We start from the raw sequence: 25084 nt of genomic DNA on the forward strand, positions 1-25084 counted from the left end.
TTTTTCTCCAGAGAGCCGCTTACCGCTTGAACCAGACGAAGTACGACATCAGAACGAAGATGCCGAGCAGCATCGAGAAGGCGTAGTGATAGATATAGCCCGACTGCAGCCAGCGCACCGCGCCCGCCACGCGGGCAACCAGCTTCCAGGAGCCGTTGACGATGGCACCGTCGATGATCCCCTGGTCGCCGCCCTTCCAGAGGCCGGTGCCCAGTGCGCGGGTGGCACGGGCGATGACGTTCTCGTTGAACCAGTCCATGTAGTACTTGTTCTCGAGCAGGGTGTAGATCGGGCCGAAGGCGCGCTTGATCGCGGCCGGCACGGCCGGGTTGACCAGGTACAGGTACCAGGCCACCACCACGCCGCCGAGCGCGAGCCAGAACGGCGCCGCGGTCAGGCCATGGATGGCCATCGCGACCGGGCCGTGGAAGGCCTCGGCCAGTTCCTTCATGGCGTGGTGATCTTCGCCGACGAAGATCGCGCCCTTGAAGAACTCGCCGAAGAGCATCGGCTGGATCGTCATGAAGCCGATCACGACCGACGGGATCGCCAGCGCCACCAGCGGCACCCAGACCACCCACGGCGACTCGTGCGGCTCGTGATGGTCATCGTGGCCGTGGCCGTGATCATCGTGGTGCGCGTCCGGGTTCTGGTCGAAGCGCTCCTTGCCGTGGAACACCATGAAATACATGCGGAACGAATACAGGGCGGTGACGAACACGCTCGCCAGCACCGCGAAGTAGGCGAAGCCCGAACCCCAGAGGTGGCTCTCGCGCACCGCCTCGATGATGCTGTCCTTGGAATAGAAGCCCGAGAAGAACGGCGTGCCGATCAGCGCCAGCGAACCCACCAGCGAGGTGATCCAGGTGATCGGCATGTACTTGCGCACGTTGCCCATCCAGCGCATGTCCTGGTTGTGGTGCATGCCGATGATCACGGAGCCGGCGCCGAGGAACAGCAGCGCCTTGAAGAAGGCGTGGGTCATCAGGTGGAACACGGCGACCGAGTAGGCCGAGGCGCCGAGCGCCACCGTCATGTAGCCGAGCTGGGACAGCGTGGAATAGGCCACCACGCGCTTGATGTCGTTCTGAACGACGCCCAGGAAGCCCATGAACAGCGCGGTGATGGCGCCGATCACGAGGATGAAGCTCAGCGCGGTGTCGCTGAGCTCGAACAGCGGCGACATCCGCGCCACCATGAAGATGCCGGCCGTGACCATGGTCGCGGCGTGGATCAGCGCCGAGATCGGGGTCGGGCCTTCCATCGAGTCGGGCAGCCAGACGTGCAGCGGGAACTGCGCGCTCTTGCCCATCGCGCCGATGAACAGGCAGATGCAGATCACGGTGATCAGCATCCATTCGGTGCCCGGGAAGGTGATCTTGGCCAGCGCGTCGGCCTGGGCGAAGGCATCGCCGTAGTTCAGCGTGCCGGCGTAGGCGGCGATCAGGCCGATGCCGAGGATGAAGCCGAAGTCGCCCACGCGGTTGACCACGAAGGCCTTCATGTTGGCGAAGATCGCGGTCGGCCGGTTGTACCAGAAGCCGATCAGCAGATAGGACACCAGGCCCACCGCCTCCCAGCCGAAGAACAGCTGGAGCATGTTGTTGCTCATCACGAGCATCAGCATCGAGAAGGTGAAGAGCGAGATGTAGGCGAAGAAACGGTTGTAGCCGTCGTCCTCCTGCATGTAGCCGATGGTGTAGATGTGCACCATCAGCGACACGAAGGTCACGACGCACATCATCATCGCGGTCAGGCCGTCGACCAGGAAGCCGATTTCCATCTTCAGGCCGCCGACGGTCATCCATTCGTAGATGGTGGCGTTGAAGCGCGCGCCGTCGTTCACGACGCTGTTGAGCGTCATGGCGGAGATGATGAAGGACACCAGCACGCCGAGGATGGTCAGCGAGTGCGTGACGCGGCGGCCGATGTGATTGCCGCCGAACTTCGTGCCGAACAGGCCGGCGACGACGGCGCCGACCAGCGGCGCGAGCGGAACGGCCAGGAGGGTGGATGCGGAAAGAGTAGCGCTCATGAGTAAACCTTCTTCAGCCCTTCAGCGCATTCAGTTCGTCGACGTTGATGCTCGACTTGTTGCGGAACAGCAGCACCAGCAGCGCCAGCCCGATGGCCGACTCGGCCGCCGCGACCGTCAGGATGAAGAAGACGAAGACCTGTCCGTGCATGTCGCCGAGGAAGTACGAGAAGGCGACGAAGTTCATGTTGACCGCGAGCAGCATCAGCTCCACGCACATGAGCAGCACGATCAGGTTCTTGCGATTCAGGAAGATGCCGATGACCGACAGCGCGAAGAGCATCGCGCCGAGCGARAGGAAGTGTCCGAGCGTGAGCGTCATGCCTTGGTCTCCGCAGCTGCCGCGGGTTGCTCCGCGACCGGTTCAGCCTGGCGCGTGACGGGCACCTGCACGATGCGCACGCGGTCGCGCGCCTTCACGCGGACCTGGTCGGCCGGGTTCACGTACTTGCTGTCCTTGCGCCGGCGCAGCGTCAGCGCGATGGCCGCGACGATCGCGACCAGCAGGATCACCGCGGCGATCTCCAGCGGATAGAGGTATTGGGAATAGAGCAGCTTGCCGAGCTCGAGCGTGTTCGAGGTCTCCGGGCCCTGGATCGCCGACAGCGTCTTCGGCGAGGTCAGGCGGAAGCCGCCCATCAGCACTGCGGCCATCTCGAGCGCGATCAGCGCGCCGACGCCGGCAGCCAGCGGGAAGTGCTTCCAGAAGCCCTCGCGCAGGCCTTCGACGTTGATGTCCAGCATCATGACCACGAACAGGAACAGCACCATCACCGCCCCCACGTAGACGAGCACCAGCGTGATGGCCAGGAACTCGGCGCGCAGCAGGAGCCAGATGGCCGATGCCTGGAAGAACGCCAGCACCAGGTAGAGCGCCGCATACACGGGGTTGCGCGCGGTGATGACGCGGAAAGCCGCGAACAGCAGCACCGCGGCAAACAGATAGAACAGACCGGTCTTGACGTCCATGGATCGACTTCGTTTTCTTCGAGCTTCAGGCCAGCCGCCTCAGCGGTACTTGGCGTCGGCCGCCTTGTTGGCGGCGATTTCTTTTTCGTAGCGATCGCCCACGGCGAGCAGCATGTCCTTGGTGAAATACAGGTCGCCCCGCTTCTCGCCGTGGTATTCGAAGATGTGGGTCTCGACGATCGAGTCGACCGGGCAGCTTTCTTCGCAGAAGCCGCAGAAGATGCACTTGGTCAGGTCGATGTCGTAGCGCGTGGTGCGGCGCGAGCCGTCGTCGCGCACATCGGATTCGATCGTGATCGCCAGCGCCGGGCACACGGCCTCGCAGAGCTTGCAGGCGATGCAGCGCTCTTCGCCGTTCTCGTAACGGCGCAGCGCATGCAGGCCGCGGAAGCGCGGCGACAGCGGCGTCTTCTCTTCCGGGAACTGGACGGTGATCTTGCGGCTGAAGGCGTACTTGCCGGTCAGCGCCAGGCCCTTGAACAACTCGACCAGCATGAAGCTGGACAGGAAGTCCTTGAGCGAGAACGGCGCGGACGCGGTCGTGGAGGAGCGCGCAAGCGCGCTGGCGGAGGGCGCAGTCATGGCAGTTCCAGTTATTTCCAGATGTTGAAGGGGGTCTGCATCCAGGCGCCGACCACCACCAGCCACACCAGCGTGACCGGAATGAAGATCTTCCAGCCCAGCCGCATGATCTGGTCATAGCGGAAGCGCGGGAAGGTCGAGCGGACCCAGAGGAACATCGTGACCACGCAGAAGGTCTTGAGGCCGAGCCAGATCCAGCCCGGAATGAAGGCCAGGAAGTCGAACGGGGGCAGCCAGCCGCCGAGGAACAGCACCGCGCACAGGATCGAGACCAGCCACATGTTGGCGTACTCGGCCAGGAAGAACATCGCGAAGCTCATGCCCGAGTACTCGATCATGTGGCCGGCGACGATCTCCGATTCGCCTTCGACGACGTCGAAGGGGTGGCGGTTGGTCTCGGCCAGGCCCGAGATGAAGTAGACGACGAAGATCGGCAGCAGCGAGAGCCAGTTCCACGACAGGAAACCGATGCCCATCGAGGCGAAGTGGCCCTTGCCCTGCCCCAGGACGATGTCGGTCATGTTGAGGCTGGCCGAGACCATCAGCACGACGACGAAGCAGAAGCCCATCGCGATTTCGTAGCTGACCATCTGGGCCGAGGCGCGCAGCGCGCCGAGGAAGGCGTACTTCGAGTTCGAGGCCCAGCCCGCGATGATCACGCCATAGACCTCGAGCGAGGTGATGGCCATCACGAACAGCAGGCCCGCGTTGATGTTCGCCAGCGCGACCTCGGGGCCGAACGGAATGACCGCCCAGGCGGCCAGCGCCGGCATGATGGTCATGATCGGCCCCAGCAGGAACAAGCCCTTGTTGGCGACCGTCGGCAGGATGATTTCCTTGGTCAGCAGCTTGAGCGCGTCGGCGATCGGCTGAAGAAGGCCCAGCGGGCCGATGCGGTTGGGGCCGATGCGGATCTGCGTGAAGCCGATGGCCTTGCGCTCCCACAGCGTGAGGTAGGCGACCGCGCCCATCAGCGGGATCACGACGACGATGATCTTGATCAGGGTCCAGATCACCGGCCAGAGGACACCCGTCCACCAGCCGGCGGACACCAGGCCCAGGCCGAAGCCGTGCAGCGCGTCGATCATGCCGACACCTCCTGTGCGGCCGCTGCCCGGCGGGCATCGGCGGTGAGCTGCAGCGACGGGGCGCGGCGCACGATCGAGTCGAGCTCGTAGATGCGCGCAACCACCGGAGCCGGCTGCGCCGCGTCGCTGGTGTCGATCGCTGCGCTGGTGGTGTTGAGCAGCTTGTCGGCCGTCACCTGGGCGGGCGAACCGAGGTCGGCCAGCACGTCGCCGGTCGACTCGAAGGCGAAGCCCGGGAGGCCCAGCAGGTTGGCCAGCACGCGCAGCACCTTCCAGGCCGGTCGCGCCTCGCCCTGCGGCTTGACGACGGCGTGGAAGCTCTGCACACGGCCTTCGGCGTTGACGAAAGTGCCGGGCGTTTCGGTGAAAGGCGCGATCGGCAGCAGCACGTCGCTGAATTCGAGATTCGCCTTGAACGGGCTCAGCGTGACGACCATCTGCGCATGCACGAGGCCTTCAGGCGCGCGCTCGCCGGCGGCGGAGTCGAACACCGGCTCGGTGTTGAGCAGCAGCGCGGCCTTGAGGCCGCCCGCGAGCATCTGGCCCGCGTTCAGCGCGCCCTGCCTGGGCAGCGCGCCGACCAGTTGCGCGCCCACCGTGTTGGCGGCCTCGGTGAGGTAGCCGACGCTGGCGCCGGTCTGGGCGCCGATCCAGTTGGCGAGCGCGAGCAGGCTGGTGGCGCGCGGATGGTGGGCCGCGGCGTTGCCGAGCAGGATCGCCTTGCGCTCGCCGCCGAGCAGCGAGGCGGCCAGTGTCTTCGCGGCGTCGCTGGCGGGACCGACGAGCGCCAACGGGGCGGCCGCACCCGTGCTCTCGGCGATCGCACCGGCCAGTTCCACCAGCGCATCGACCCACTGGTCGGCGGGCAGCGTGACCGCATTGGCGAGCGGAATGGCCCAGGCGTCGGCATCGGCCAACAGCTCGGGCGAGGTGATGGCGCTCAACGCGCCGCCCTTGCGCACCGACTGGCGGATGCGTTGCGCAAACAGCGGATGGTCCTTGCGCAGGTTCGAGCCGACCACCAGCACGCGCTGCAGTTGCGACAGCGAGGCGATGGAGGTACCGAGCCAGCGGATGCCTTCGGCAGCGCCGAACTCGGCATTGCGCAGGCGATAGTCGATGTTGCCGCTGCCCAGGCCGTGCGTGAGCAGCTTGGCCAGGTGCAGTTCTTCGAGCGTGCTGTGCGGACTGGCCAGCGTACCGATGCTCTGGGCGCCGTGGTCGGCCTTGATCTGCTTCAGGCCGTTGGCCACGTATTCGAGCGCGGTCTGCCAGTCGACCTGCTGCCACTGGCCGCCCTGCTTGAGCATGGGCTGCGTGAGGCGTTCGGGGCCGTTCAGCGCCTCGTACGAGAAGCGGTCGCGGTCGGCGATCCAGCACTCGTTCACGTCTTCGTTCTCGAGCGGCACCACGCGCATCACGCGGTTGTTCTTGACCTGGACGATCAGGTTGGCGCCGGTGGAGTCGTGCGGGCTGACCGACTTGCGGCGCGACAGCTCCCAGGTGCGGGCGCTGTAGCGGAAAGGCTTGCTCGTGAGCGCGCCGACCGGGCAGATGTCGATCATGTTGCCCGACAGCTCGGAGTCGACCGAGTCGCCGAGGAAGGTCTCGATCTCGGCGTGCTCGCCGCGGTGCGACATGCCGAGCTCCATCACGCCGGCCACTTCCTGGCCGAAGCGGACGCAGCGCGTGCAATGGATGCAGCGGCTCATCTCTTCCATGCTGATCAGCGGGCCGACGTCCTTGTGGAACACCACGCGCTTTTCTTCCTCGTAGCGGGAAGACGAGGCGCCGTAGCCCACGGCCAGGTCCTGCAGCTGGCATTCGCCGCCCTGGTCGCAGATCGGGCAGTCGAGCGGGTGGTTGATCAGCAGGAACTCCATCACCGACTGCTGGGCCTTGATGGCCTTGTCGCTCTTGGTGCGGACGATCATGCCCTGCGTCACGGGCGTGGCGCAGGCCGGCATCGGCTTGGGCGCCTTTTCGACGTCGACCAGGCACATGCGGCAGTTGGCCGCGATGCTGAGTTTCTTGTGATAGCAGAAGTGCGGGATGTAGGTGCCCGCCTTGTCGGCCGCATGCATGATCATGCTGCCTTCGACGATGTCGACCTTCTTGCCGTCGAGTTCGATTTCAACCATATGTTTTTCTCAGCGCCTCGTCAGGCCTTGGCCGGCGTCGGCTGGACGTCACCCGGAATCAACGCCTCGAACTCGTGGCGGAAGTGCTTGATCATGGCGCGCACCGGCATCGCGGCGGCATCGCCCAGCGCGCAGATGGTGCGGCCCTGGATGTTGTCGGCGACCGAGTTCAGCAGGTCCATGTCGGACGCCCTGCCCTTGCCATTGTGGATGCGGTCGACCACGCGCCAGAGCCAGCCCGTGCCTTCACGGCACGGCGTGCACTGGCCGCAGGATTCGTGCATGTAGAAGTACGAGAGGCGCTTGAGCGACTCGACCATCGAGCGGCTGTCGTCCATCACGATGACGGCGCCCGAGCCCAGCATCGAGCCGGCCTTGGCGATGGAGTCGTAGTCCATCGTGCATTCCATCATGATCGCGGCCGGCAGCACCGGCGACGACGATCCGCCGGGGATCACCGCCTTGAGCTGGCGCCCCTTGCGCACGCCGCCCGCGAGCTCGAGCAGCTTGGAGAACGGCGTGCCCATCGGCACTTCGTAGTTGCCGGGCAGCTCGACGTCGCCGCTGACCGAGTAGATCTTGGTGCCGCCGTTGTTCGGCTTGCCGCACTCGAGGTAGGCCACGCCGCCGTTGTTGATGATCCACGGCACCGCGGCGAAAGTTTCGGTGTTGTTGATCGTGGTCGGCTTGCCGTAGAGGCCGAAGCTGGCCGGGAACGGCGGCTTGAAGCGCGGCTGGCCCTTCTTGCCTTCGAGCGATTCGAGCAGCGCGGTTTCCTCGCCGCAGATGTAGGCGCCGAAACCGTGCGCGGCGTGCAGCTGGAAGTTGTAGCCGCTGCCCATGATGCCGTCGCCGAGGTAGCCGGCCGCACGCGCCTCCTCGAGCGCTTCCTCGAAACGATCGTAGGACTGGAAGATCTCGCCGTGGATGTAGTTGTAGCCCACGCTGATGCCCATCGCGTACGCCGCGATGGCCATGCCCTCGATCACGATGTGCGGGTTGAACTGCAGGATGTCGCGGTCCTTGCAGGTGCCCGGCTCGCCCTCGTCCGAGTTGCAGACCAGGTACTTCTGACCCGGGAACTGGCGCGGCATGAAGCTCCACTTGAGACCGGTCGGGAAACCGGCGCCGCCACGGCCGCGCAGGCCCGAGGCCTTGACTTCGGCGATCACCTGGTCGGGCGTCAGGCCCTCGCTGAGGATCTTGCGCAGCGCCTTGTAGCCGCCGCGCGCCTCGTAGTCGGCCAGGCGCCAGTTGGTGCCATTGAGGCCGGCGTAGATCTGCGGCTCGATGTGGCGGTCGTGGAAGCAGGTCTGGACCCCGGTGGCCTGGAACTGCGAGAGCACTTGCTCGGGCGACATCATTGGGCTCCCTTCGCGGTCGCGCCGCGCAAGCCGTCGATCAGCTGATCGAGCTTCTCGTTGCTCATGAAGCTGCACATGGTGCGGTCGTTGACCAGCATCACGGGCGAATCGGCGCAGGCGCCGAGGCATTCGCTCTGCTGCAGCGTGAACATGCCGTCGGGCGTGGTCTCGCCCATGCGGATGCCGAGCTTCTTCTCGAGGTGGGCCAGCGCCACGGCACCGTCGCGCAACTGGCACGGCAGGTTGGTGCAGACGTTGAGCTTGTACGCGCCCAGCGGCCGCTGGTTGTACATGTTGTAGAAGGTCGTGACCTCGTGCACCGCGATCGGCGCCATGCCGAGATAGGCGGCGATCTCGCGCTCGCGCTGTTCGCTGACGAAGCCGTCGTCCTGCTGCACGATGGCCAGGCAGGCCATCACGGCCGACTGCTTGCCCGCGGGCGGGTACTTGGCGACCTCGCGAGCGAAACGCTCCAGCGTGGCGGCCGACAGCGGCGCCTGGCTGCTGTGGGAAGAAGTGTCGGAATGCATGGGTTGGCTCATCGATCGATCTCGCCGAACACGATGTCCATGGTGCCGATCACGGCGACCGCATCGGCAATCATGTGTCCGCGCGCCATTTCGTCCAGGGCCGCCAGATGCGGGAAGCCCGGTGCGCGGATCTTCAGACGGTAGGGCTTGTTGGCGCCGTCGCTCACCAGGTAGATGCCGAACTCGCCCTTCGGGTGCTCGACGGCCGCGTAGGCCTCGCCTTCGGGCACGTGGAAGCCTTCGGTGAAGAGCTTGAAATGGTGGATCAGCTCCTCCATGTTGGCCTTCATCGATTCGCGCGCCGGCGCCGCCACCTTGTGGTTGCTGGTGATCACCGGGCCCGGGTTGGCGCGCAGCCAGGCCGAGCACTGCTGGATGATCTTGTTGGCCTGGCGCATCTCCTCGACGCGCACCAGGTAGCGGTCGTAGCAGTCGCCCGTGAGGCCGACGGGGACGTCGAATTCCATGCGGTCGTAGACGTCGTAGGGCTGCTTCTTGCGCAGGTCCCAGGCGATGCCCGAGCCGCGCAGCATCGGACCGGTGAAGCCGAGGTTCAGCGCGCGTTCGGGCGTGACCACGCCGATGCCGACCGTGCGCTGCTTCCAGATCCGGTTGTCGGTGAGCAGCGTCTCGTACTCGTCGACCATCTTCGGGAAGCGCTTGCAGAAGTCGTCGATGAAGTCGAGCAGCGAACCCTGGCGGTTCTCGTTGAGCCGCTCGATCGCCTTCGCGTTCTTGATCTTGCTGACCTTGTACTGCGGCATCGCGTCGGGCAGGTCGCGGTAGACGCCCCCCGGGCGGAAGTAGGCCGCGTGCATGCGCGCGCCCGACACCGCCTCGTACATGTCGAACAGGTCTTCACGCTCGCGGAAGCAGTAGATGAGCATGTTCATCGCACCGCAGTCGAGGCCGTGCGCGCCGAGCCACAGCAGGTGGTTCAGCAGCCGGGTGATCTCGGCGAACATGACGCGGATGTACTGCGCGCGCAGCGGCACGTCGAGACCCATGAGGCGCTCGATCGCGAGGCAGTACGCGTGCTCGTTGCTCATCATCGACACGTAGTCCAGCCGGTCCATGTAGGGCAGCGACTGGATGTACGTGCGCGATTCGGCGAGCTTTTCGGTCGCCCGGTGCAGGAGGCCGATATGCGGATCAGCGCGCTGGATGACTTCGCCGTCGAGTTCGAGCACGAGACGCAGCACACCGTGGGCCGCGGGATGCTGGGGACCGAAGTTCAGCGTGTAGTTCTTGATTTCGGCCATCAGTGCAGTCCGCCGTAGTTGTCTTCGCGGATCACTCGGGGAGTGATTTCGCGCGGCTCGATCGAGACCGGCTGGTAGATCACGCGCTTCTGCTCCGGGTCGTAGCGCATCTCGACATGACCCGACACCGGGAAGTCCTTGCGGAACGGATGGCCGATGAAGCCGTAGTCGGTCAGGATGCGGCGCAAGTCGTCATGGCCCTCGAACACGATGCCGTAGAGGTCGAAGGCTTCGCGCTCGAACCAGCCGGCGCCATTCCAGATGCCGGTCAGCGAATCGATGACGGGCAGATCCTCGTTGGGCACGAACACCTTGAGGCGTACGCGCTGATTCAGACTGACGGACAGCAGGTGGGTGACGACGCAGAAACGCTCGCCCTGCCACTCGCCTTCGCGATAGTCGGAATAGTCCAGGCCGCAGAGGTCGATCAACTGCTCGAAGCGGCAGCCGGGGGCATCACGCAGCAGGGTCGCGGCTTCGAGGTAGTCGGCGGCAGCCACCACCACCGTCACCTCGCCCAGCGCGAGCGTGATGCTCTTGGCCTTGGGTCCGAGGGATTCGGTGATCTGGGTCTGCAGCGCCTCGGGAGAAATGGCAAAGTCGGTCATGTCTCTCGCTCTTCAGGCGCGCGCGATCGTGTGGGTGCGGCGGATCTTCTGCTGGAGCTGGATGATTCCGTACAGAAGCGCCTCGGCGGTCGGCGGGCAGCCCGGCACATAGACGTCGACCGGCACGATGCGGTCGCAGCCGCGCACGACCGAATAGCTGTAGTGGTAGTAGCCGCCGCCGTTGGCGCACGAGCCCATCGAGAGCACCCAGCGCGGCTCGGGCATCTGGTCGTAGACCTTGCGCAGCGCCGGCGCCATCTTGTTGCACAGCGTGCCGGCCACGATCATCAGATCGGACTGGCGCGGACTCGGGCGGAACAGCATGCCGAAGCGGTCGATGTCGTAGCGGGCAGCGCCCGCATGCATCATCTCCACGGCACAGCAGGCCAGACCGAAGGTCATGGGCCACAGTGATCCGGTCTTGGCCCAGTTCACCACCGAGTCGTAGGTGGTGGTGACGAAGCCTTCCTTCATGACGCCTTCAATGGCCATTTTGCGGATTCCTTGTCATTCCCAATCGAGCGCGCCCTTTTTCCACTCGTAGACGAAGCCCACGACGAGGATGGCCAGGAAGATCATCATGGCCCAGAAGCCGACGGCACCGATCTCCTTGAGCGCGATGGCCCAGGGAAAGAGAAAAGCGATTTCGAGATCGAAAAGAATGAAGAGGATCGCGACCAGGTAGTACCGGACGTCGAACTTCATGCGCGCGTCTTCGAAGGCTTCGAAGCCGCATTCGTAGGGGGAATTCTTGGCCGCGTCGGGCCGGTTGGGGCCGAGGATGTAACCCAGAACCTGTGGAGCGACGCCGACACCGACACCGACCAGGATGAACAGCAGGACGGGGAGGTAGGAATCGAGGTTCATCAGGGGGTTCTATCACCGCTTGACACCGGCAGGAAGTGTCATTCCTGCCGGTGAGATTTGGTGCGGTCGGCGAGACTCGAACTCGCACAGCTTTCGCCACTACCCCCTCAAGATAGCGTGTCTACCAATTTCACCACGACCGCGGTTTTTTGCTGCCCGGATGGCATGAGGAACCTCGTAAGGTTTTGGCTTTCCGGAACAGCTTTAGAGTTTACCCTGAAAAACAGCTGATTTCACTCGACGACTGAAGAGATCGCGACTGGATTCACTTGGACGGGATCTGGCCGGCGCCTGGGGCAGGCGCAGCCGGTGCCGAAGCCGCTGCGGCGGGCGCCGCCGGCGCGCTGCCGCTCGGGATCTGCGCTGCGGAATCCGACGCCGCGGGGGCCGGTGCCGGCACGGCCGCCGGCGCACCGATCGCCGCGCGCTCCAGCAGGCTGCCGCCACCGGACGGCCGGGCGTGGCCGAAATAGGCCAGCATCAGGGTGCAGGCGAAGAACACCGCCGCCAGCACCGCCGTGGTGCGCGACAGGAAGTTCGCGCTGCCGCTGGCCCCGAACAGGCTGCCGGCACTGCCGCTGCCGAAAGCGGCGCCCATGTCGGCGCCCTTGCCGTGCTGGATCAGGATCAGCCCGATCATCGCGAGTGCGGTGAGCATCTGCACGCCCACCAGGATATTGAGGACCACGTTCATTCGTTCTAACTCCTAAGTTCTTTCTTCGGGCGCGCGTTTCAGCGGGCCGCTGCAATGATCTGCAGGAAATCCGGGGCCTTGAGGGACGCGCCGCCGATCAGGCCGCCGTCGATGTCGGCTTCGGCGAGCAACTCGGCCGCATTGGCCGCGTTCATGCTGCCGCCGTAGAGGATGCGGATGCCGGCGGCGTGTTCGCTCGCCGCGTGGTGCAGCTGGGCGCGCAGCACCGCGTGCACGGCCTGGGCCTGTGCCGGAGACGCGGTCTTGCCGGTGCCGATGGCCCAGACGGGCTCGTACGCGACCACGATCTCGCTGATGCAGTGGCCGTTGACGTGGATCACCGCGGCCAGCTGACGCTTGACGACCTCCTCGGTGTGCCCTGCCTCGCGCTCGGCCAGCGTTTCGCCGACACAGACGATCGGCGTGATGCCGTTGGCCAGCGCGGCGGCGGTCTTGGCGGCGACCAGCTCGTCGGTTTCGCCGTGGTACTGGCGCCGCTCGGAGTGCCCCACGATGGCGTAGCGCACGCCGAAGTCCTTCAGCATCGCAGCCGATTGCTCGCCCGTGAAGGCGCCCTGCGGCTGGGCCGAGAGATCCTGTGCGCCGAGCGCGACCGGCGAGCCGGCCACCAGCGACTGCACCTGCGCCAGGTACGGCGCCGGCACGCAGACCGCGATCTCGCACGCCGGGGTGCCCACGCCGGCCAGCAGGGCTTTCAGCAGCGACTCGTTGGCAGCCAGGCTGCCATTCATCTTCCAGTTGCCTGCGATCAGCTTCTTTTTGGTCGTCATGTCTGTCTAGTTCACCAGGTCAGCACGATCTTGCCGATGTGCTGGTTCGATTCCATCAGGACGTGCGCCTGCGCGGCGCCGCTGGGCTCTCCGAGCGCGGCGAAGCGGCTGTGGATGATCGGCTTGACCGCGCCGCTTTCGAGCAGCGGCCAGACCTTCTCGCGCAGCGCCTTGGCGATCGCGCCCTTGAAGGCGATCGGCCGCGGCCGCAGCGTCGAGCCGGTGACCGTGAGCCGCCGGCGCAGCACCAGGCCGGCGTTGATCTCGGCCTTGGCGCCGCCCTGCACTGCGATGATTACCAGCCGGCCGTCCTCGGCCAGGCAGTCGATCTCGCGCGCCACGTAGGCGCCGGCCACCATGTCGAGAATCACGTCGACGCCCTTGCCGCCGGTGAGACGCTTGGCCTCCTCGGCGAAATCGGTGTTCCGGTAGTTGATCGCATGGTCGGCGCCGAGCTTCAGGCAGGCCTCGCACTTGTCGTCGCTGCCCGCGGTCACGATCACGGTGGCGCCGAGCGCCTTGCCGAGCTGGATCGCGGTGACGCCGATGCCGCTCGAGCCGCCCTGGATCAGCAGGGTCTCGCCCTGCTGCAGCCGGCCGCGTTCGAACACATTGCTCCAGACGGTGAAGAAGGTCTCGGGCAAGGTGGCGGCTTCGACGTCGCTCCAGCCCTTGGGGACCGGCAGGCACTGCGCGACGGGCGCCACGCAGAGTTCGGCATAGCCGCCGCCGGCGACCAGCGCGCAAACGTGGTCGCCGAGCTTGAAGCCGGCCTCGGCCAACGCCTTGTCGTCGCCGGCGACGATCTCGCCCGCGACTTCCAGACCCGGCAGGTCCGAGGCGCCCGGAGGCACCGGATAGTTGCCGGTCCGCTGCAGCACGTCGGGCCGGTTGACGCCGCTCGCGGCAACGCGGATCAGCAGTTCGCCGGGGCCGGCGACCGGCGCCGGACGTTCCGCCACGCGCAGCACCTCGGGGGCGCCGAACGATGTGATCTCAATGGCTTTCATGGTCTCTTCCTGAATGCGGCGCGGGCCGTGCGGCGCACGCCGACCGACCCGCAAACGCGATGGCGTCGCCGCCATCGCGGCTCGTCAAGCGGAATGGTCGCCGCCGCGGCCGCTTTCCTGCAGCGGCAGTTGCTCGGCCACCTGTTCGGGCTGCTGTTCGCCGCCGCGGTCGTTGCTCTCGAAGCGGGGCGCACGTTCGGCGCGCGGCGGACGGTCGCCACGATCGCCGCGGTCCGAACGCTCGCGGCGTTCGCCGCCGCGGTCGCCGCGGTCACCACGGTCTTCACGCGGCGGACGCTCGCTGAATTCCATGCCGGCCGGACGCTCGGTCAGGGCCTTCATGGACAGCTTGACGCGGCCCTTCTCGTCGGTCTCGAGCACCTTGACCTTGACGATCTGGCCTTCGCTCAGGTAGTCGGTGACCTTCTCGACGCGCTCGTGCGCGATCTGGCTGATGTGCAGCAGGCCGTCCTTGCCGGGCAGCAGGTTGATCAGCGCGCCGAAGTCCAGGATCTTGGTGACCGGGCCTTCGTAGACCTTGCCGATCTCCACTTCCGCGGTGATCTGCTCGATGCGCTTCTTGGCGGCTTCGGCCTTTTCCGGATCGGTCGAGGCGATGGTGATGGTGCCGTCTTCGTCGATGTTGATCGTCGTGCCGGTTTCTTCCTGCAGGCCGCGGATGACCGAGCCGCCCTTGCCGATCACGTCGCGGATCTTCTCGGGGTTGATCTTGAGCGTGGTCAGGCGCGGGGCGAAGGTCGACACCTCGGCCTTGGCTTCGCCCATGGCTTCCTGCATCTTGCCGAGAATGTGCATGCGCGCTTCCTTGGCCTGGGCCAGTGCGACCTGCATGATTTCCTTGGTGATGCCCTGGATCTTGATGTCCATCTGCAGCGCGGTGATGCCGTTGGTCGTGCCGGCCACCTTGAAGTCCATGTCGCCCAGGTGATCTTCGTCGCCCAGGATGTCGGTCAGCACCGCGAAGCGGTTGTCTTCCTTGATCAGGCCCATGGCGATGCCGGCCACGTGGGCCTTCATCGGGACGCCGGCGTCCATCATCGAGAGGCAGCCGCCGCAGACCGAAGCCATCGACGAGGAGCCGTTCGACTCGGTGATTTCGGACACCACGCGGATCGTGTAGGGGAACTCTTCCTTGTTCGGCAGCACCGCGACCAGCGCGCGCTTGGCCAGGCGGCCGTGGCCGATTTCGCGGCGCTTGGTCGAGCCCATGCGGCCGACTTCGCCGGTGGCGAACGGAGGCATGTTGTAGTGGAACAGGAAGCGGTCTTCGTACTCGCCCATCAGCGCGTCGATGCGCTGCGCGTCGCGCTCGGTGCCGAGCGTGGTGATGACCAGCGCCTGCGTCTCGCCGCGGGTGAACAGGGCCGAGCCGTGGGTGCGCGGCAGCACGCCGTTGCGGATCTCGATCGGGCGCACGGTGCGCGTGTCGCGGCCGTCGATGCGGGGCTCGCCGGCCAGGATCTGGCTGCGGACGATTTTCGATTCGATCGCGAACAGCAGGTCGTTGACCTTGCCGGCGTCGAAAGGTTCGCCGCTTTCCTTCAGCGACGCCATCACGCTGGCATTGGCTTCGCGCAGGGCTTGCGTGCGAGCCTGCTTGCTGCGGATCTGGTAGACCGCGCGCAGCTTTTCCTCGGCCAGGCCCTTGACCTTGGCGACGAAGGCTTCGTCTTCGACCGGCGGCTGCCAGTCCCACACCGGCTTGCCGGCGTCGCGCACGAGTTCGTGGATCGCGTTGATCGCGATGTTGGCTTGTTCATGGCCGAACACCACGCCGCCGAGCATGATTTCTTCGCTCAGTTGCAGGGCTTCGGATTCGACCATCAGCACGGCGGCTTCGGTGCCGGCGACGACCAGGTCCATCTGCGAGTCCTTGCGCGCGGTCTGGCCGGGGTTCAGCACGTACTGGCCATTGATGTAGCCCACGCGGGCGGCACCGATCGGGCCGCTGAACGGGATGCCGGAGATCGACAGCGCGGCGCTGACGCCGATCATGGCGGCGATGTCGGCGTCGACTTCGGGGTTGAGCGACAGCGTGTGGATGACCACGTGCACTTCGTTCAGGAAGCCTTCGGGGAACAGCGGGCGGATCGGGCGGTCGATCAGGCGGCTGGTGAGCGTTTCATGCTCGCTGGGCTTGGCTTCGCGCTTGAAGAAGCTGCCGGGGATCTTGCCTGCGGCGTACGTCTTCTCGATGTAGTCGACGGTCAGCGGGAAGAAGTCCTGGCCGGGCTTGGCCGACTTCGAGGCGACCACGGTGGCCAGCACCACGGTGCCGTCGATGTCCACGGTCACGGCACCGCCGGCCTGGCGAGCGATCTCGCCGGTGGTCAGGACGACGGTCTTGTCGCCCCACTGGAAGGACTTGGTGACTTTGTTGAAGAGGCTCATGGTGTGCTCCTGTTTGGATAGCGGCTCGACCCGTGACGACCACAGGCCCCGCGGGGGCTGGAGCGCTTTTCAGAACACGATGCCATTCCAGGGAAGCTCGGGGAGAACCCCTCTGGAATGACACAGCTTCGCTCTGTTTTTGCGACTCCGAAGTAAAAAACGCCTGAGCTAGCGGACTAACCCAGGCGTTTTTGCATGCGATACGGCTTACTTGCGCAGGCCCAGCTTGGCGATCAGCGCGGTGTAGCGGTCGGCGTCCTTGGACTTCAGGTAGTCCAGCAGCTTGCGGCGGCGACTCACCATGCGAAGCAGGCCGCGGCGACCGTGGTGGTCCTTGGCGTGCGTCTTGAAGTGAGGCGTGAGCTCGTTGATGCGGGCGGTCAGCAGTGCGACTTGCACTTCCGGGCTACCGGTGTCGTTGGCGGCGCGGGCGTTGTCCTTGACGACTTCGGCCTTGATGGAGGCTGCGATCATGTGTATTTCCTTTGTTCCGGTCCCGCGATGGAACTCTCGTCGGGATGTTTGACTTGCGATAGGCGCTGGAACTGCACCCACCGTGCGCTCTGCCGAATGCAAAGCTTTGGGATTATATACCGGGCTGCGTTTGCGGGCCTATTGCGCCGCCAGCCAGCGTTTGAGGCGCTCGACGCCCTCGACCAGACGGCCGGGATCCTTCGAGGCGAAGCACCAGCGCAGCCAGCCCTGGGCTTCGGGGGCGAAGGCATTGCCGGGGGCCACGCCCAGGCCGGCCTCGACCACCAGGCGCTTGGCGACTTCGAGGGAATCGCCGAAGCCTTCGAGCTTGAAGAAGGCGTACATGCCGCCGCTCGCCGAAGCGACTTCGACGCCGGGGATGTCGGCCAGCAAGGGCACCAGCGTGTCGCGGCAGGCCTTGAGGTGGGCCACGATCTTCGGCGTGATCTCCTTGCCATGCGCCAGCGCGGCGATGCCGGCGCGCTGCGTGAACACGCTCGCGCAGGAGGTGTTGAACTCGATCAGCTTGCCCATGCCGTCCATCAGGGCCGGCGGCAACACCAGCCAGCCGAGCCGCCAGCCGGTCATCAGGAAGCTCTTGCTGAAGCTGTGGGCGACCACCAGGCGGTCGTCGGTCTTCGCCACGTCGAGAAAGCTCGGCGCGCAGCCGTTCGGGGTCGGCTCGTAGTACAGCCGCTCGTAGACCTCGTCGGCCAGGATCCAGGTGCCGGTCGCGCGGCAGTGGTCGAGGATCGCCTGCTGCTCGGCGCGCGTCAGCGTCCAGCCGGTCGGGTTGTTGGGCGCGTTGACGATCAGCAGCTTGGTCGCCGGCGTGACCGCCGCGCGCAGCGCCTCGAGGTCGAGCGTCCACTGCCCTGCCCTCGGCACCAGCGACACGCAACGCACGTGCGCGCCCAGGATCGCGGGCTGTGCCGTGAGGTTCGGCCACACCGGTGTGATCGCCACCACCTCGTCGCCGGCGTCGACCAGCGCCTGCACGGCAAGCATCAGCGCGCTGACACCCCCCGAGGTGACCGCGATGCGCGAGGCCTCGATCTTCGGGTGCAGGCCGCTCATGTACGCGGCGACGGCTTCGCGCAGCTCGGGCAGGCCCAGGTTGTGGGCGTAGAAGGTCTCGCCGCGCTGCAGCGAGTCGATGGCCGCCTGGCGGATCACTTCGGGCGTGACTTCGTCGCTCTCGCCGAACCAGAAGGCCAGCACGTCGCTGCGACCGAGGCCGGCATTGGCCACCTCTCGGATCTTGGAGGCTTCGAGGTCTTGGATCGCTTGGCGCATGGCTTGTCCTTGGGGTTCAGGGGCGCTGCATCTTGCAGCTCGAAGGCATTTCGGCACGGCTCGCGGGAATCGTCTTGATGACGCGGAAGCCATAGCCCGAGCCCTCGACGTCGAACTTGACGCCGGGCGCGCCCTGCCGGTCCATCACGCCGACCACGAGCTGCTGCTGGAACTGATGGTCCTCGGCGCGCATGTGGCCGCGCTGTCCCGCCAGCGTGACGTCGGCCTTCTCGAGGGCGCGCGCCACGGCCACCGTGTCGACGCTGCCGGCCCGCTCGATGGCCTGCGCCAGCGCCTCGATCAGCAGCTGCATGCGCATGTGGACGTAGTCGTCGGAGGCCTTCGGGAAGCGGGTGCGGAAGTCGCGGTAGAAGGCCTCGCTCTGCGGCGTCTGCACGTTCGGCAGCCAGTCGGCCACCGCCACCACGCGGCCGATGCCGGCGTCGCCGATGGCCGCCGGCGCGCCCAGGGCATTGCCGTAGAAGGTGTAGAAGCTGCCGGTGAAGCCCGCCTCGCGCGCGGCCTTCACGAGCAGCGTCAGGTCGTTGCCCCAGTTGCCGGTGATGACGCCCTGCGCGCCGCTGGCCATGATCTTGGTCGCATAGGGTGCGAAGTCCTTGACGCGGCCCATCGGGTGCAGCTCGTCGCCGACGATCTGCACGTCGGGACGCACGGCGCCGAGCTGCCGCCGCGATTCGCGCAGCACCGACTGGCCGAAGCTGTAGTCCTGGCCGATCAGGTAGACGCGCTGCAGCGACTTGTCGTCCTGCAGCACCTGCATCAGCGCCGTGACGCGCATGTCGGCGTGGGCATCGAAGCGGAAGTGCCAGAAGCTGCAGCGCTCGTTGGTCAGCACCGGGTCGACCGCCGAATAGTTGAGGAACAGCACGCGCCGGGACGGATCGCGCTCGTTGTTCTTGTCGATCGCATCGATCAGCGCCGCCGCCGTCGCCGACGAATTGCCCTGCAGCACGATGCGCGCGCCGTCGTCCATCGCGGCGCGCAGCGCGGAGAGGGCCTCTTCGTTCTGTCCCTTGCTGTCGTAGCGATCGAGCTGCAGGAAGCGATTGCCGCCCGGCAGCTTGACGCCGCCGCGCGCGTTGACCCGCTCGACCGCCCACAGCAGGTTGCGGAACACGGCCTCGCCGGTGTTGGCGAAAGGGCCGCTCATGCTTTCGATCAGGGCCAGCCGGATCGGGGGCGCCGATTGCGCCAGGGCCGCAGGGAGAACCTGCGCGCATAGCGCCAGAGCGGCCAATTTCAAGGCGCGTCGACGCCAAATAAAGTTGGAAGGCATTGTCTTGAATCCCCTGTGGCAGCGCCTAGATGCGTGGCATGCGGCACTTGTCTTGTTGAACGCCGCGCAGTGTAAGGGACACACATTCTTGTCCCGAAAGTCATCACTCAGCCCAGGAGTTTCATCATGTTTTTCGCCCCCGCAGTCCGCACCGCCCGCTTCGTTCCGCGCGCCTATGACCGCAGCCTCGAGCGCTTCGTCAATCAAGCCTTCTCGGGTGCGCAGCATTCGCTCAACATCGAGCAGGACGAGAAGACCTGGACCCTCACGCTCGACGTGCCCGGCCTGTCGCGCGACGACCTGACGATCGGCATCGAAGGCGCCGTGGTCCGCATCGAGAGCAAGGCCGAAGCCAAACGCCAGCTCAAGGCCGCCTATGAGCTGCCGCAGGACATCGACGTCGCCGCGAGCGAGGCCAAGCTCGAGAACGGGGTCCTGAGCCTCAAGCTGGGCAAGCTGGTTCCGGTCAGCAACGTCGCGCAACTTCAAATCGGCTGAGCTCCCCCCCAGGTTGGCTCACTTCGTGTAGCCGCCCACCCCCTACCGGGGGCAACACCAGCGGCCCGGCAAAGCCGGTTCCGCGGTGTTTCACCAACGGGCCTGGCTGCGCCGGCCGGTAGAAGAGAGGCAGTGATTGTTCTTCGGCCGCGCGCGGCGCGCCCGTTGGTGGGCAGTCGCGGAACCGGCTTTGCCGGGCCGCTGACTGCGCCCCCGGCAGGGGGTGGGCGCCCGGACACGAAGTGCCGGGCAACCTGGGGGCGAGCAAAAAAAGTCCTTTAGTAACTTTTTTGATGCCTGCCTGACTTGTTTCTGACTCACAATAAGTGCGAAATTCGTCACGTTCTGTGACGAATTTTTCAATGCTTTCTTCTTAATTAGCGCCCGAAATCGTCCATCTGCAGTGGCAGAAGGCGGCGGGCGCCCGATCGAAGCGCCCATGAAAACGCACTTGAAGTTTGCACAGAGCCATGCCCGGTCCGACACGCTGCTGGTGTTTCTTCCCGGGGCTTTCCTGAAGCCGGAGGAATTCGAGCGCGAAGGATTCATCAGCGCCGTCAGGGAGCGCGAACTCGCGGCCGACGCCCTGCTGGTCGATGCCGACGTCTCCTACTACTACGACCAGACCTTCATCGAGCGGCTGCAGCACGACGTGATCCAGCCCCAACGCGCGCTGGGCTATGCGTCGATCTGGCTGGTGGGCATTTCGATCGGTGGCTTCGGGGCCCTGATCCACGAGTTGGCGACGCCCGGCACGGTCGACGGCATCGTCGCCCTCGCGCCCTACCTGGGACGTCGCCCCATCGGGGCCGAGATCCACAAGGCCGGCGGCCTGCGCGCCTGGAAGGCGCCCGAAGGACCGCCGCCGGACGAGGAGGTCGACCGCAAGCTGTGGCCCTGGCTCCAGCAGTACGCGTCGCCGCGGCACGCCGAGCACCTGCCGCCGCTGTATCTCGGCTTCGGGCTCAGCGATCGCTTCGCGTCCAATCACCACCTGCTGGCCGAAGCGCTTCCGCCTGGCCGGGTGTTCACCACCGAAGGCGGCCACGACTGGCCGCAGTGGTCGCAGCTCTGGCGCAAGGTGCTCGAAGTGCTGCCGCTGCCGTCCCTGACTCAGGCCGACGCCGGGCGGCCCCCTCGGGGGGCAGCGACCACACTAAGTGAGCGCGTGTGGGGGCCCATCAAGCGGCCTGCTGCTGCCCGCTCAGCGACGCCAATGGCCATCGCGGCTTGACGTCGAAGGCATAGTGCCCGGTCGGCGCCTGCACGCCGGCCTGAAGCCGCATCGCCGCGGCCATGGCGATCATGGCGCCGTTGTCGGTGCACAGGTGCAGCTCGGGGTAGTGCACGCGCACGCCGCGCTTCGCGCAGGCCGCGTCGAGCTGCTGGCGCAGCATCCGGTTGGCGCCGACGCCGCCTGCGACCACGAAGCGGTCGAGGCCGGTCTGTTCGAGCGCGGCCAGCGATTTCTTCAGCAGCACCTCGACGATCGCGGCCTGCGTCGAGGCGGCGAGATCGGGCTTGCGGGCTTCGAGCTGGTCGCCGAGCTTCTTGGACTGCGTCAGCACCGCGGTCTTCAGTCCGGCAAAGGAAAAGTCGAGATTGCCGCTGTGCAGCAGCGGACGCGGCAGCTTGAAGGCTTCGGGGTCGCCCTGCTCCGCCAGCTTCGCGAGCCACGGGCCGCCGGGATAAGGCAGCCCCATCAGCTTGGCGCTCTTGTCGAAGGCTTCGCCGGCGGCATCGTCGATGGTCTCGCCGAGCAGCTCGTAGCGCCCCACCCCCTCGACCCGCATCAGCTGGGTGTGTCCGCCTGACACCAGCAGCGCGACGAAGGGAAACTCGGGCGGGTCGGCGCTCAGGAAAGGCGACAGCAAGTGGCCCTCGAGGTGATGGACGCCGAGCACCGGCTTGCCGAGCGCGGCGCCCAGCGCGCACGCCACGCCGGCGCCGACCAGCAAGGCCCCCGCCAGCCCCGGACCCCGCGTGTAGGCGACCACGTCGACATCGGCCAGCCGCCGGCCAGCCTCGTCGAACACCGCCTGGGTGAGCGGCAGGACGCGGCGGATGTGATCCCGGCTCGCGAGTTCGGGCACCACGCCGCCGTAGGCCTGGTGCATGGCGATCTGGCTGTGCAGCGCGTGCGCGGCCAGGCGCGGCAGCCCGCTGGCGCCGGCCTCGACCAGCGCCACGCCGGTTTCATCGCAGGAGGATTCGATTCCCAGTACATGCATGCGGCGAGTGTAGGGTTCGCACGCTTTCGGGGCATGAATGTTGCTGCATGTCCTTACGATGGCTTTGCGGCCCTGAACACTTCACGATGAAAACCGGATTGAGCTTCCTGGTCGGCGCGCTGCGTTGCGAAATCGACGCGCTGGAGCAGCTCGCGCGCACCAGCGAGCTGGTGGCGACGATCGGACGCCTGGTTCATGCGCTGCAGCGGGAGCGCGGTATCTCCAACGTCTTTCTGGCGTCGCGCGGCCAGCGCTTCGCGCTGCAGCGCGAGGCGCAGATCGCCGACTGCCTGCGGCGCGAGGAAGCCGTGCGCCTGGCCTTCGACCAGCTCGATGCCGAAGGCGGCCGGGTCGGCAACGGCGCGCGCCTCTTCAGCCGCATCGCCTGGGTGCTGCCGGGGCTGGACGCCCTGCCCGCGCTGCGACGGCGCATCGCCGCGATGGAGCTCGATGCCGGCCGTTCGACCGCGGCCTTCGTCAAGCTGGTCGCCGGCCTCATCGCAGTGGTCTTCGAGGCCGCCGACGGCGCCACCGACCCCGAGATCTCGCGCCGGCTGGTGGCGCTGTTCAATTTCATGCAGGGCAAGGAGTTCGCCGGCCAGGAGCGCGCCTGCGGCGCCGCGGCCTTCGCCTCGGGCTACAACGACAGCGCGCGCCAGCAGCAATGGCTGCACCTGATCGCGTCGCAGGAGCATTGCTTCCAGCGCTTCGCTGAATTCTCCGCACCCGGCCTGGGCGAGCTCTGGGCCTCGATCGCGGCGCCGGCGCAGCTTGCCGAACAGGAGCGCCTGCGCCGCATCGCGTGCGCCGCGCCGGCCGGCGCGTGGCTCGACACCGAGCTGAGCCAGATCTGGTTCGACTGCTGCACGCGCCGCATCGACACCATGCAGGCCGTCGAGGAGCGGTTGGCCGCCGACCTGCGGCAGCTCTGCGAACAGAAGACGGCGCAGGCTCGCGCCGAGTTGCAGGCGCACGAGGCGCTGCTGGCCAGCCTGCAGGGCCCCGGCGGCGCCGCGGCGGATTTCTTCCTCGATGCGGTGGCGACGCCGGATGCCACGGCCACGCCGGCCGCCAGTGCGCCCTACGGCAAGCAACTCGAACGCTCCATCCTCGACATGGTCCAGGAGCAGTCGCGCCGGCTGCAGGCCATGGCCGATGAGCTCGAGACCGTGCGCGCCGCGCTCAACGAGCGCAAGCTGGTCGAGCGTGCCAAGGGCGTGCTGATGGCGCACCGGCGCATCAGCGAGGAGGAGGCGCACAAGATGCTGCGTCAGACCTCGATGAACCAGGGCCGGAGGCTGGTCGAGGTCGCCGAATCGGTGCTCGCGATGGCCGAGTACCTGCCCGACGACAGGGCTTCCTGAGGGCGTCGGAGGTCCGAAATGGTGCACTGCACAAGCAGCGCGCCGCACGCAGACTGCGCTCGAGATCCGGCAGATGACAAGCCCTGATGGACCGCCGACGCTCTCCTTTTCATAGCACCGCAGGGCTGGCACGCCGCTTGCTGTCGCTCATTGCATAGACCGACGAAGGTCTTCAGGCAGGTGGCATCCAACGGCGGGTGCGGCCCACCGAACCGGACAAAGGCGTCCTTATCCCGCAGGGGCTCGACTTCGAGCAGCCCGTGCGCGGTGAGGACGCCTTTTTGTTTTTCCGAATCGACTTTTCACTTCCGGAGTTCGCCCCATGACCGATGCGCTGAAACCCAAACTGAGTCGCCGCCGTGTGCTGCAGGCCGCCGCGGCGGGCGTGGTCGGGCTCGACCCCGCGCTGCGGGCCGCCGTCTGGGCCCAGGGCTCGGACAAGCCCGAGAAGGAAGAAGTCAGGATCGGATTCATCCCGCTGACCGACTGCGCCAGCGTCGTGATGGCCTCGGTGCTCGGCATCGACAAGAAGTACGGCGTGAAGATCGTGCCGAGCAAGGAAGCCAGCTGGGCCGGCGTGCGCGACAAGCTGGTCAACGGCGAACTCGACTTCGCCCACGTGCTCTACGGCCTGGTCTACGGCGTGCACCTGGGCATCGGCGGCCCGAAGAAGGACATGGCCGTGCTGATGACGCTCAACAACAACGGCCAGGCGATCACGCTGTCGAAGAAGCTGGCCGACAAGGGCGCGGTCGACGGCGCCTCGCTGGCCAAGCTGATGGCCGGCGAGAAGGCCGAGTACACCTTCGCGCAAACCTTCCCCACCGGCACCCATGCGATGTGGCTCTACTACTGGATGGCGGCCAACGGCATCAACCCGCTGAAGGATGCCAAGGTGATCACCGTGCCGCCGCCGCAGATGGTGGCCAACATGCGGGTGGGCAACATGGACGGCTATTGCGTCGGCGAACCCTGGGGGCAGCGCGCGATCATGGACGGCATCGGCATCACGGCCATCACCACCCAGGACATCTGGAAGGACCACCCGGAGAAGGTGCTGGGCACCACCGGCGAGTTCGTCAGGAAGTACCCCAACACCGCGCGCGCCGTGACCGCCGCGATCCTCGAGGCCGGCAAGTGGATCGACGCCGGCCTGCAGAACAAGAACAAGATGGCCGAGACCATCGCCGACAAGAGCTACGTCAACACCAGCGTGGACGCGATCAACCAGCGCATCCTGGGCCGCTACACCAACGGCCTCGGCAAGAGCTGGGACGACCCCAACTACATGAAGTTCTACAACGACGGCGCGGTCAGCTTCCCGTACCTGTCGGACGGCATGTGGTTCCTCACGCAGCACAAGCGCTGGGGCCTGCTCAAGGAGCACCCGGACTACCTGCAGGTGGCGACGCAGATCAACCAGATCGACATCTACAAGCAGGCCGCCGCCGCCGCCAAGACCGCCGTGCCGAAGGAGTCGATGCGCAGCAGCAAGCTGTTCGACGGCGTCGTCTGGGACGGCAAGAACCCGAAGCAGTACGCCGATTCGTTCAAGGTCCACGCCTGAGGAG

At 66.4% G+C, this 25084-nt stretch carries 24 protein-coding genes and 1 tRNA gene; 4 read left to right on the forward strand and 21 right to left on the reverse strand.

The window, feature by feature from the left end; translation table 11 throughout:
- Positions 1–19: 19 nt before the first annotated feature.
- The 20 genes from nuoL to AB4Z46_RS00660 form a co-directional block, all read right to left on the reverse strand.
- A complete protein-coding gene (gene nuoL / locus AB4Z46_RS00565) occupies positions 20–2035 on the reverse strand; it encodes an NADH-quinone oxidoreductase subunit L (RefSeq protein WP_442281525.1) in 2016 nt (671 codons plus the stop codon).
- A 13-nt stretch (positions 2036–2048) separates the two neighbouring features.
- Positions 2049–2357: an NADH-quinone oxidoreductase subunit NuoK gene (gene nuoK, locus AB4Z46_RS00570; protein WP_442281526.1), complete on the reverse strand. Its 309-nt coding sequence runs from the start codon at positions 2355–2357 to the stop codon at positions 2049–2051.
- Positions 2354–3004: an NADH-quinone oxidoreductase subunit J gene (locus AB4Z46_RS00575; RefSeq protein ID WP_442281527.1), complete on the reverse strand. Its 651-nt coding sequence runs from the start codon at positions 3002–3004 to the stop codon at positions 2354–2356. The genes nuoK and AB4Z46_RS00575 overlap by 4 nt, the downstream gene beginning before the upstream one ends.
- 39 nt (positions 3005–3043) lie before the next feature.
- Positions 3044–3586 (reverse strand): NADH-quinone oxidoreductase subunit NuoI, encoded by a 543-nt coding sequence (gene nuoI, locus AB4Z46_RS00580; protein WP_286371383.1) that lies wholly within the window; start codon positions 3584–3586, stop codon positions 3044–3046.
- A gap of 11 nt (positions 3587–3597) precedes the next feature.
- Positions 3598–4674: an NADH-quinone oxidoreductase subunit NuoH gene (nuoH, locus tag AB4Z46_RS00585; protein WP_442281528.1), complete on the reverse strand. Its 1077-nt coding sequence runs from the start codon at positions 4672–4674 to the stop codon at positions 3598–3600.
- Positions 4671–6815 carry an NADH-quinone oxidoreductase subunit NuoG gene (gene nuoG, locus AB4Z46_RS00590; protein ID WP_442281529.1) on the reverse strand — a complete coding sequence of 715 codons (2145 nt, stop codon included), beginning with the start codon at positions 6813–6815 and terminating at the stop codon, positions 4671–4673. The genes nuoH and nuoG overlap by 4 nt, the downstream gene beginning before the upstream one ends.
- Before the next feature lie 20 nt (positions 6816–6835).
- Positions 6836–8176, reverse strand: a complete 1341-nt coding sequence (gene nuoF, locus AB4Z46_RS00595) for an NADH-quinone oxidoreductase subunit NuoF (RefSeq protein WP_442281530.1) — start codon at positions 8174–8176, stop codon at positions 6836–6838.
- Positions 8176–8709: an NADH-quinone oxidoreductase subunit NuoE family protein gene (locus AB4Z46_RS00600; protein WP_442281531.1), complete on the reverse strand. Its 534-nt coding sequence runs from the start codon at positions 8707–8709 to the stop codon at positions 8176–8178. The genes nuoF and AB4Z46_RS00600 overlap by 1 nt, the downstream gene beginning before the upstream one ends.
- Positions 8710–8717: 8 nt before the next feature.
- Entirely contained in the window at positions 8718–9971 is a 1254-nt protein-coding gene (locus AB4Z46_RS00605; protein WP_442281532.1) for an NADH-quinone oxidoreductase subunit D, read from the reverse strand.
- A complete protein-coding gene (locus tag AB4Z46_RS00610) occupies positions 9971–10579 on the reverse strand; it encodes an NADH-quinone oxidoreductase subunit C (protein WP_442281533.1) in 609 nt (202 codons plus the stop codon). The genes AB4Z46_RS00605 and AB4Z46_RS00610 overlap by 1 nt, the downstream gene beginning before the upstream one ends.
- A gap of 12 nt (positions 10580–10591) precedes the next feature.
- Positions 10592–11071 carry a NuoB/complex I 20 kDa subunit family protein gene (locus AB4Z46_RS00615; RefSeq protein ID WP_442281534.1) on the reverse strand — a complete coding sequence of 160 codons (480 nt, stop codon included), beginning with the start codon at positions 11069–11071 and terminating at the stop codon, positions 10592–10594.
- 15 nt (positions 11072–11086) lie between these two features.
- On the reverse strand, positions 11087–11446 hold the full coding sequence (locus AB4Z46_RS00620) for an NADH-quinone oxidoreductase subunit A (protein ID WP_442281535.1): 360 nt from the start codon (positions 11444–11446) through the stop codon (positions 11087–11089).
- A 58-nt stretch (positions 11447–11504) separates the two neighbouring features.
- Positions 11505–11589 (reverse strand) — tRNA-Leu (locus AB4Z46_RS00625).
- A gap of 122 nt (positions 11590–11711) precedes the next feature.
- Positions 11712–12140 (reverse strand): preprotein translocase subunit SecG, encoded by a 429-nt coding sequence (gene secG, locus AB4Z46_RS00630; RefSeq protein WP_442281536.1) that lies wholly within the window; start codon positions 12138–12140, stop codon positions 11712–11714.
- Positions 12141–12178: 38 nt separating this feature from the next.
- Positions 12179–12931 carry a triose-phosphate isomerase gene (gene tpiA / locus AB4Z46_RS00635; RefSeq protein WP_442281537.1) on the reverse strand — a complete coding sequence of 251 codons (753 nt, stop codon included), beginning with the start codon at positions 12929–12931 and terminating at the stop codon, positions 12179–12181.
- A gap of 11 nt (positions 12932–12942) precedes the next feature.
- On the reverse strand, positions 12943–13941 hold the full coding sequence (locus AB4Z46_RS00640; RefSeq protein WP_442281538.1) for an NAD(P)H-quinone oxidoreductase: 999 nt from the start codon (positions 13939–13941) through the stop codon (positions 12943–12945).
- An 84-nt stretch (positions 13942–14025) separates the two neighbouring features.
- Positions 14026–16353, reverse strand: coding sequence for a polyribonucleotide nucleotidyltransferase (gene pnp / locus AB4Z46_RS00645; protein ID WP_442281539.1), 2328 nt, complete (start codon positions 16351–16353; stop codon positions 14026–14028).
- 207 nt (positions 16354–16560) lie between these two features.
- On the reverse strand, positions 16561–16827 hold the full coding sequence (gene rpsO / locus AB4Z46_RS00650; protein ID WP_007837783.1) for a 30S ribosomal protein S15: 267 nt from the start codon (positions 16825–16827) through the stop codon (positions 16561–16563).
- A 138-nt stretch (positions 16828–16965) separates the two neighbouring features.
- Positions 16966–18216, reverse strand: coding sequence for a pyridoxal phosphate-dependent aminotransferase (locus tag AB4Z46_RS00655; protein WP_442281540.1), 1251 nt, complete (start codon positions 18214–18216; stop codon positions 16966–16968).
- A complete protein-coding gene (locus tag AB4Z46_RS00660) occupies positions 18140–19420 on the reverse strand; it encodes a branched-chain amino acid ABC transporter substrate-binding protein (RefSeq protein WP_442281541.1) in 1281 nt (426 codons plus the stop codon). The genes AB4Z46_RS00655 and AB4Z46_RS00660 overlap by 77 nt, the downstream gene beginning before the upstream one ends.
- Positions 19421–19546: 126 nt before the next feature.
- Between AB4Z46_RS00660 and AB4Z46_RS00665 the strand changes: the two genes are divergently transcribed.
- Both AB4Z46_RS00665 and AB4Z46_RS00670 read left to right on the forward strand, forming a co-directional pair.
- Positions 19547–19918: an Hsp20/alpha crystallin family protein gene (locus tag AB4Z46_RS00665; protein ID WP_442281542.1), complete on the forward strand. Its 372-nt coding sequence runs from the start codon at positions 19547–19549 to the stop codon at positions 19916–19918.
- Positions 19919–20357: 439 nt separating this feature from the next.
- Positions 20358–21152 (forward strand): alpha/beta hydrolase, encoded by a 795-nt coding sequence (locus AB4Z46_RS00670; protein ID WP_442281543.1) that lies wholly within the window; start codon positions 20358–20360, stop codon positions 21150–21152.
- Here the strand turns inward: AB4Z46_RS00670 and tsaD are convergent.
- On the reverse strand, positions 21100–22149 hold the full coding sequence (gene tsaD / locus AB4Z46_RS00675; RefSeq protein WP_442281544.1) for a tRNA (adenosine(37)-N6)-threonylcarbamoyltransferase complex transferase subunit TsaD: 1050 nt from the start codon (positions 22147–22149) through the stop codon (positions 21100–21102). The two genes, AB4Z46_RS00670 and tsaD, sit on opposite strands and share 53 nt — an antisense overlap.
- A gap of 86 nt (positions 22150–22235) precedes the next feature.
- On the opposite strand from tsaD, the gene AB4Z46_RS00680 reads away from it, so the two are divergent.
- Positions 22236–23513 carry a nitrate- and nitrite sensing domain-containing protein gene (locus tag AB4Z46_RS00680; protein ID WP_442281545.1) on the forward strand — a complete coding sequence of 426 codons (1278 nt, stop codon included), beginning with the start codon at positions 22236–22238 and terminating at the stop codon, positions 23511–23513.
- A 322-nt stretch (positions 23514–23835) separates the two neighbouring features.
- Positions 23836–25080, forward strand: a complete 1245-nt coding sequence (locus tag AB4Z46_RS00685; RefSeq protein ID WP_442281546.1) for a CmpA/NrtA family ABC transporter substrate-binding protein — start codon at positions 23836–23838, stop codon at positions 25078–25080.
- Positions 25081–25084: the final 4 nt, after the last annotated feature.

The organism is Variovorax sp. M-6, from assembly GCF_052114385.1.
GTDB lineage: Bacteria > Pseudomonadota > Gammaproteobacteria > Burkholderiales > Burkholderiaceae_C > Variovorax.

Coding starts and splice junctions, on each gene's coding strand:
- nuoL (WP_442281525.1), bottom strand. CDS start 2,035: ATGAGCGCTACTCTTTCCGCATCCACCCTCCTGGCCGTTCCGCTCGCG.
- AB4Z46_RS00575 (WP_442281527.1), bottom strand. CDS start 3,004: ATGGACGTCAAGACCGGTCTGTTCTATCTGTTTGCCGCGGTGCTGCTG.
- nuoI (WP_286371383.1), bottom strand. CDS start 3,586: ATGACTGCGCCCTCCGCCAGCGCGCTTGCGCGCTCCTCCACGACCGCG.
- nuoH (WP_442281528.1), bottom strand. CDS start 4,674: ATGATCGACGCGCTGCACGGCTTCGGCCTGGGCCTGGTGTCCGCCGGC.
- nuoG (WP_442281529.1), bottom strand. CDS start 6,815: ATGGTTGAAATCGAACTCGACGGCAAGAAGGTCGACATCGTCGAAGGC.
- nuoF (WP_442281530.1), bottom strand. CDS start 8,176: ATGTCGCCCGAGCAAGTGCTCTCGCAGTTCCAGGCCACCGGGGTCCAG.
- AB4Z46_RS00600 (WP_442281531.1), bottom strand. CDS start 8,709: ATGCATTCCGACACTTCTTCCCACAGCAGCCAGGCGCCGCTGTCGGCC.
- AB4Z46_RS00605 (WP_442281532.1), bottom strand. CDS start 9,971: ATGGCCGAAATCAAGAACTACACGCTGAACTTCGGTCCCCAGCATCCC.
- AB4Z46_RS00610 (WP_442281533.1), bottom strand. CDS start 10,579: ATGACCGACTTTGCCATTTCTCCCGAGGCGCTGCAGACCCAGATCACC.
- AB4Z46_RS00615 (WP_442281534.1), bottom strand. CDS start 11,071: ATGGCCATTGAAGGCGTCATGAAGGAAGGCTTCGTCACCACCACCTAC.
- AB4Z46_RS00620 (WP_442281535.1), bottom strand. CDS start 11,446: ATGAACCTCGATTCCTACCTCCCCGTCCTGCTGTTCATCCTGGTCGGT.
- secG (WP_442281536.1), bottom strand. CDS start 12,140: ATGAACGTGGTCCTCAATATCCTGGTGGGCGTGCAGATGCTCACCGCA.
- tpiA (WP_442281537.1), bottom strand. CDS start 12,931: ATGACGACCAAAAAGAAGCTGATCGCAGGCAACTGGAAGATGAATGGC.
- AB4Z46_RS00640 (WP_442281538.1), bottom strand. CDS start 13,941: ATGAAAGCCATTGAGATCACATCGTTCGGCGCCCCCGAGGTGCTGCGC.
- pnp (WP_442281539.1), bottom strand. CDS start 16,353: ATGAGCCTCTTCAACAAAGTCACCAAGTCCTTCCAGTGGGGCGACAAG.
- rpsO (WP_007837783.1), bottom strand. CDS start 16,827: ATGATCGCAGCCTCCATCAAGGCCGAAGTCGTCAAGGACAACGCCCGC.
- AB4Z46_RS00655 (WP_442281540.1), bottom strand. CDS start 18,216: ATGGCTTCCGCGTCATCAAGACGATTCCCGCGAGCCGTGCCGAAATGC.
- AB4Z46_RS00660 (WP_442281541.1), bottom strand. CDS start 19,420: ATGCCTTCCAACTTTATTTGGCGTCGACGCGCCTTGAAATTGGCCGCT.
- AB4Z46_RS00665 (WP_442281542.1), top strand. CDS start 19,547: ATGTTTTTCGCCCCCGCAGTCCGCACCGCCCGCTTCGTTCCGCGCGCC.
- AB4Z46_RS00670 (WP_442281543.1), top strand. CDS start 20,358: ATGAAAACGCACTTGAAGTTTGCACAGAGCCATGCCCGGTCCGACACG.
- tsaD (WP_442281544.1), bottom strand. CDS start 22,149: ATGCATGTACTGGGAATCGAATCCTCCTGCGATGAAACCGGCGTGGCG.
- AB4Z46_RS00680 (WP_442281545.1), top strand. CDS start 22,236: ATGAAAACCGGATTGAGCTTCCTGGTCGGCGCGCTGCGTTGCGAAATC.
- AB4Z46_RS00685 (WP_442281546.1), top strand. CDS start 23,836: ATGACCGATGCGCTGAAACCCAAACTGAGTCGCCGCCGTGTGCTGCAG.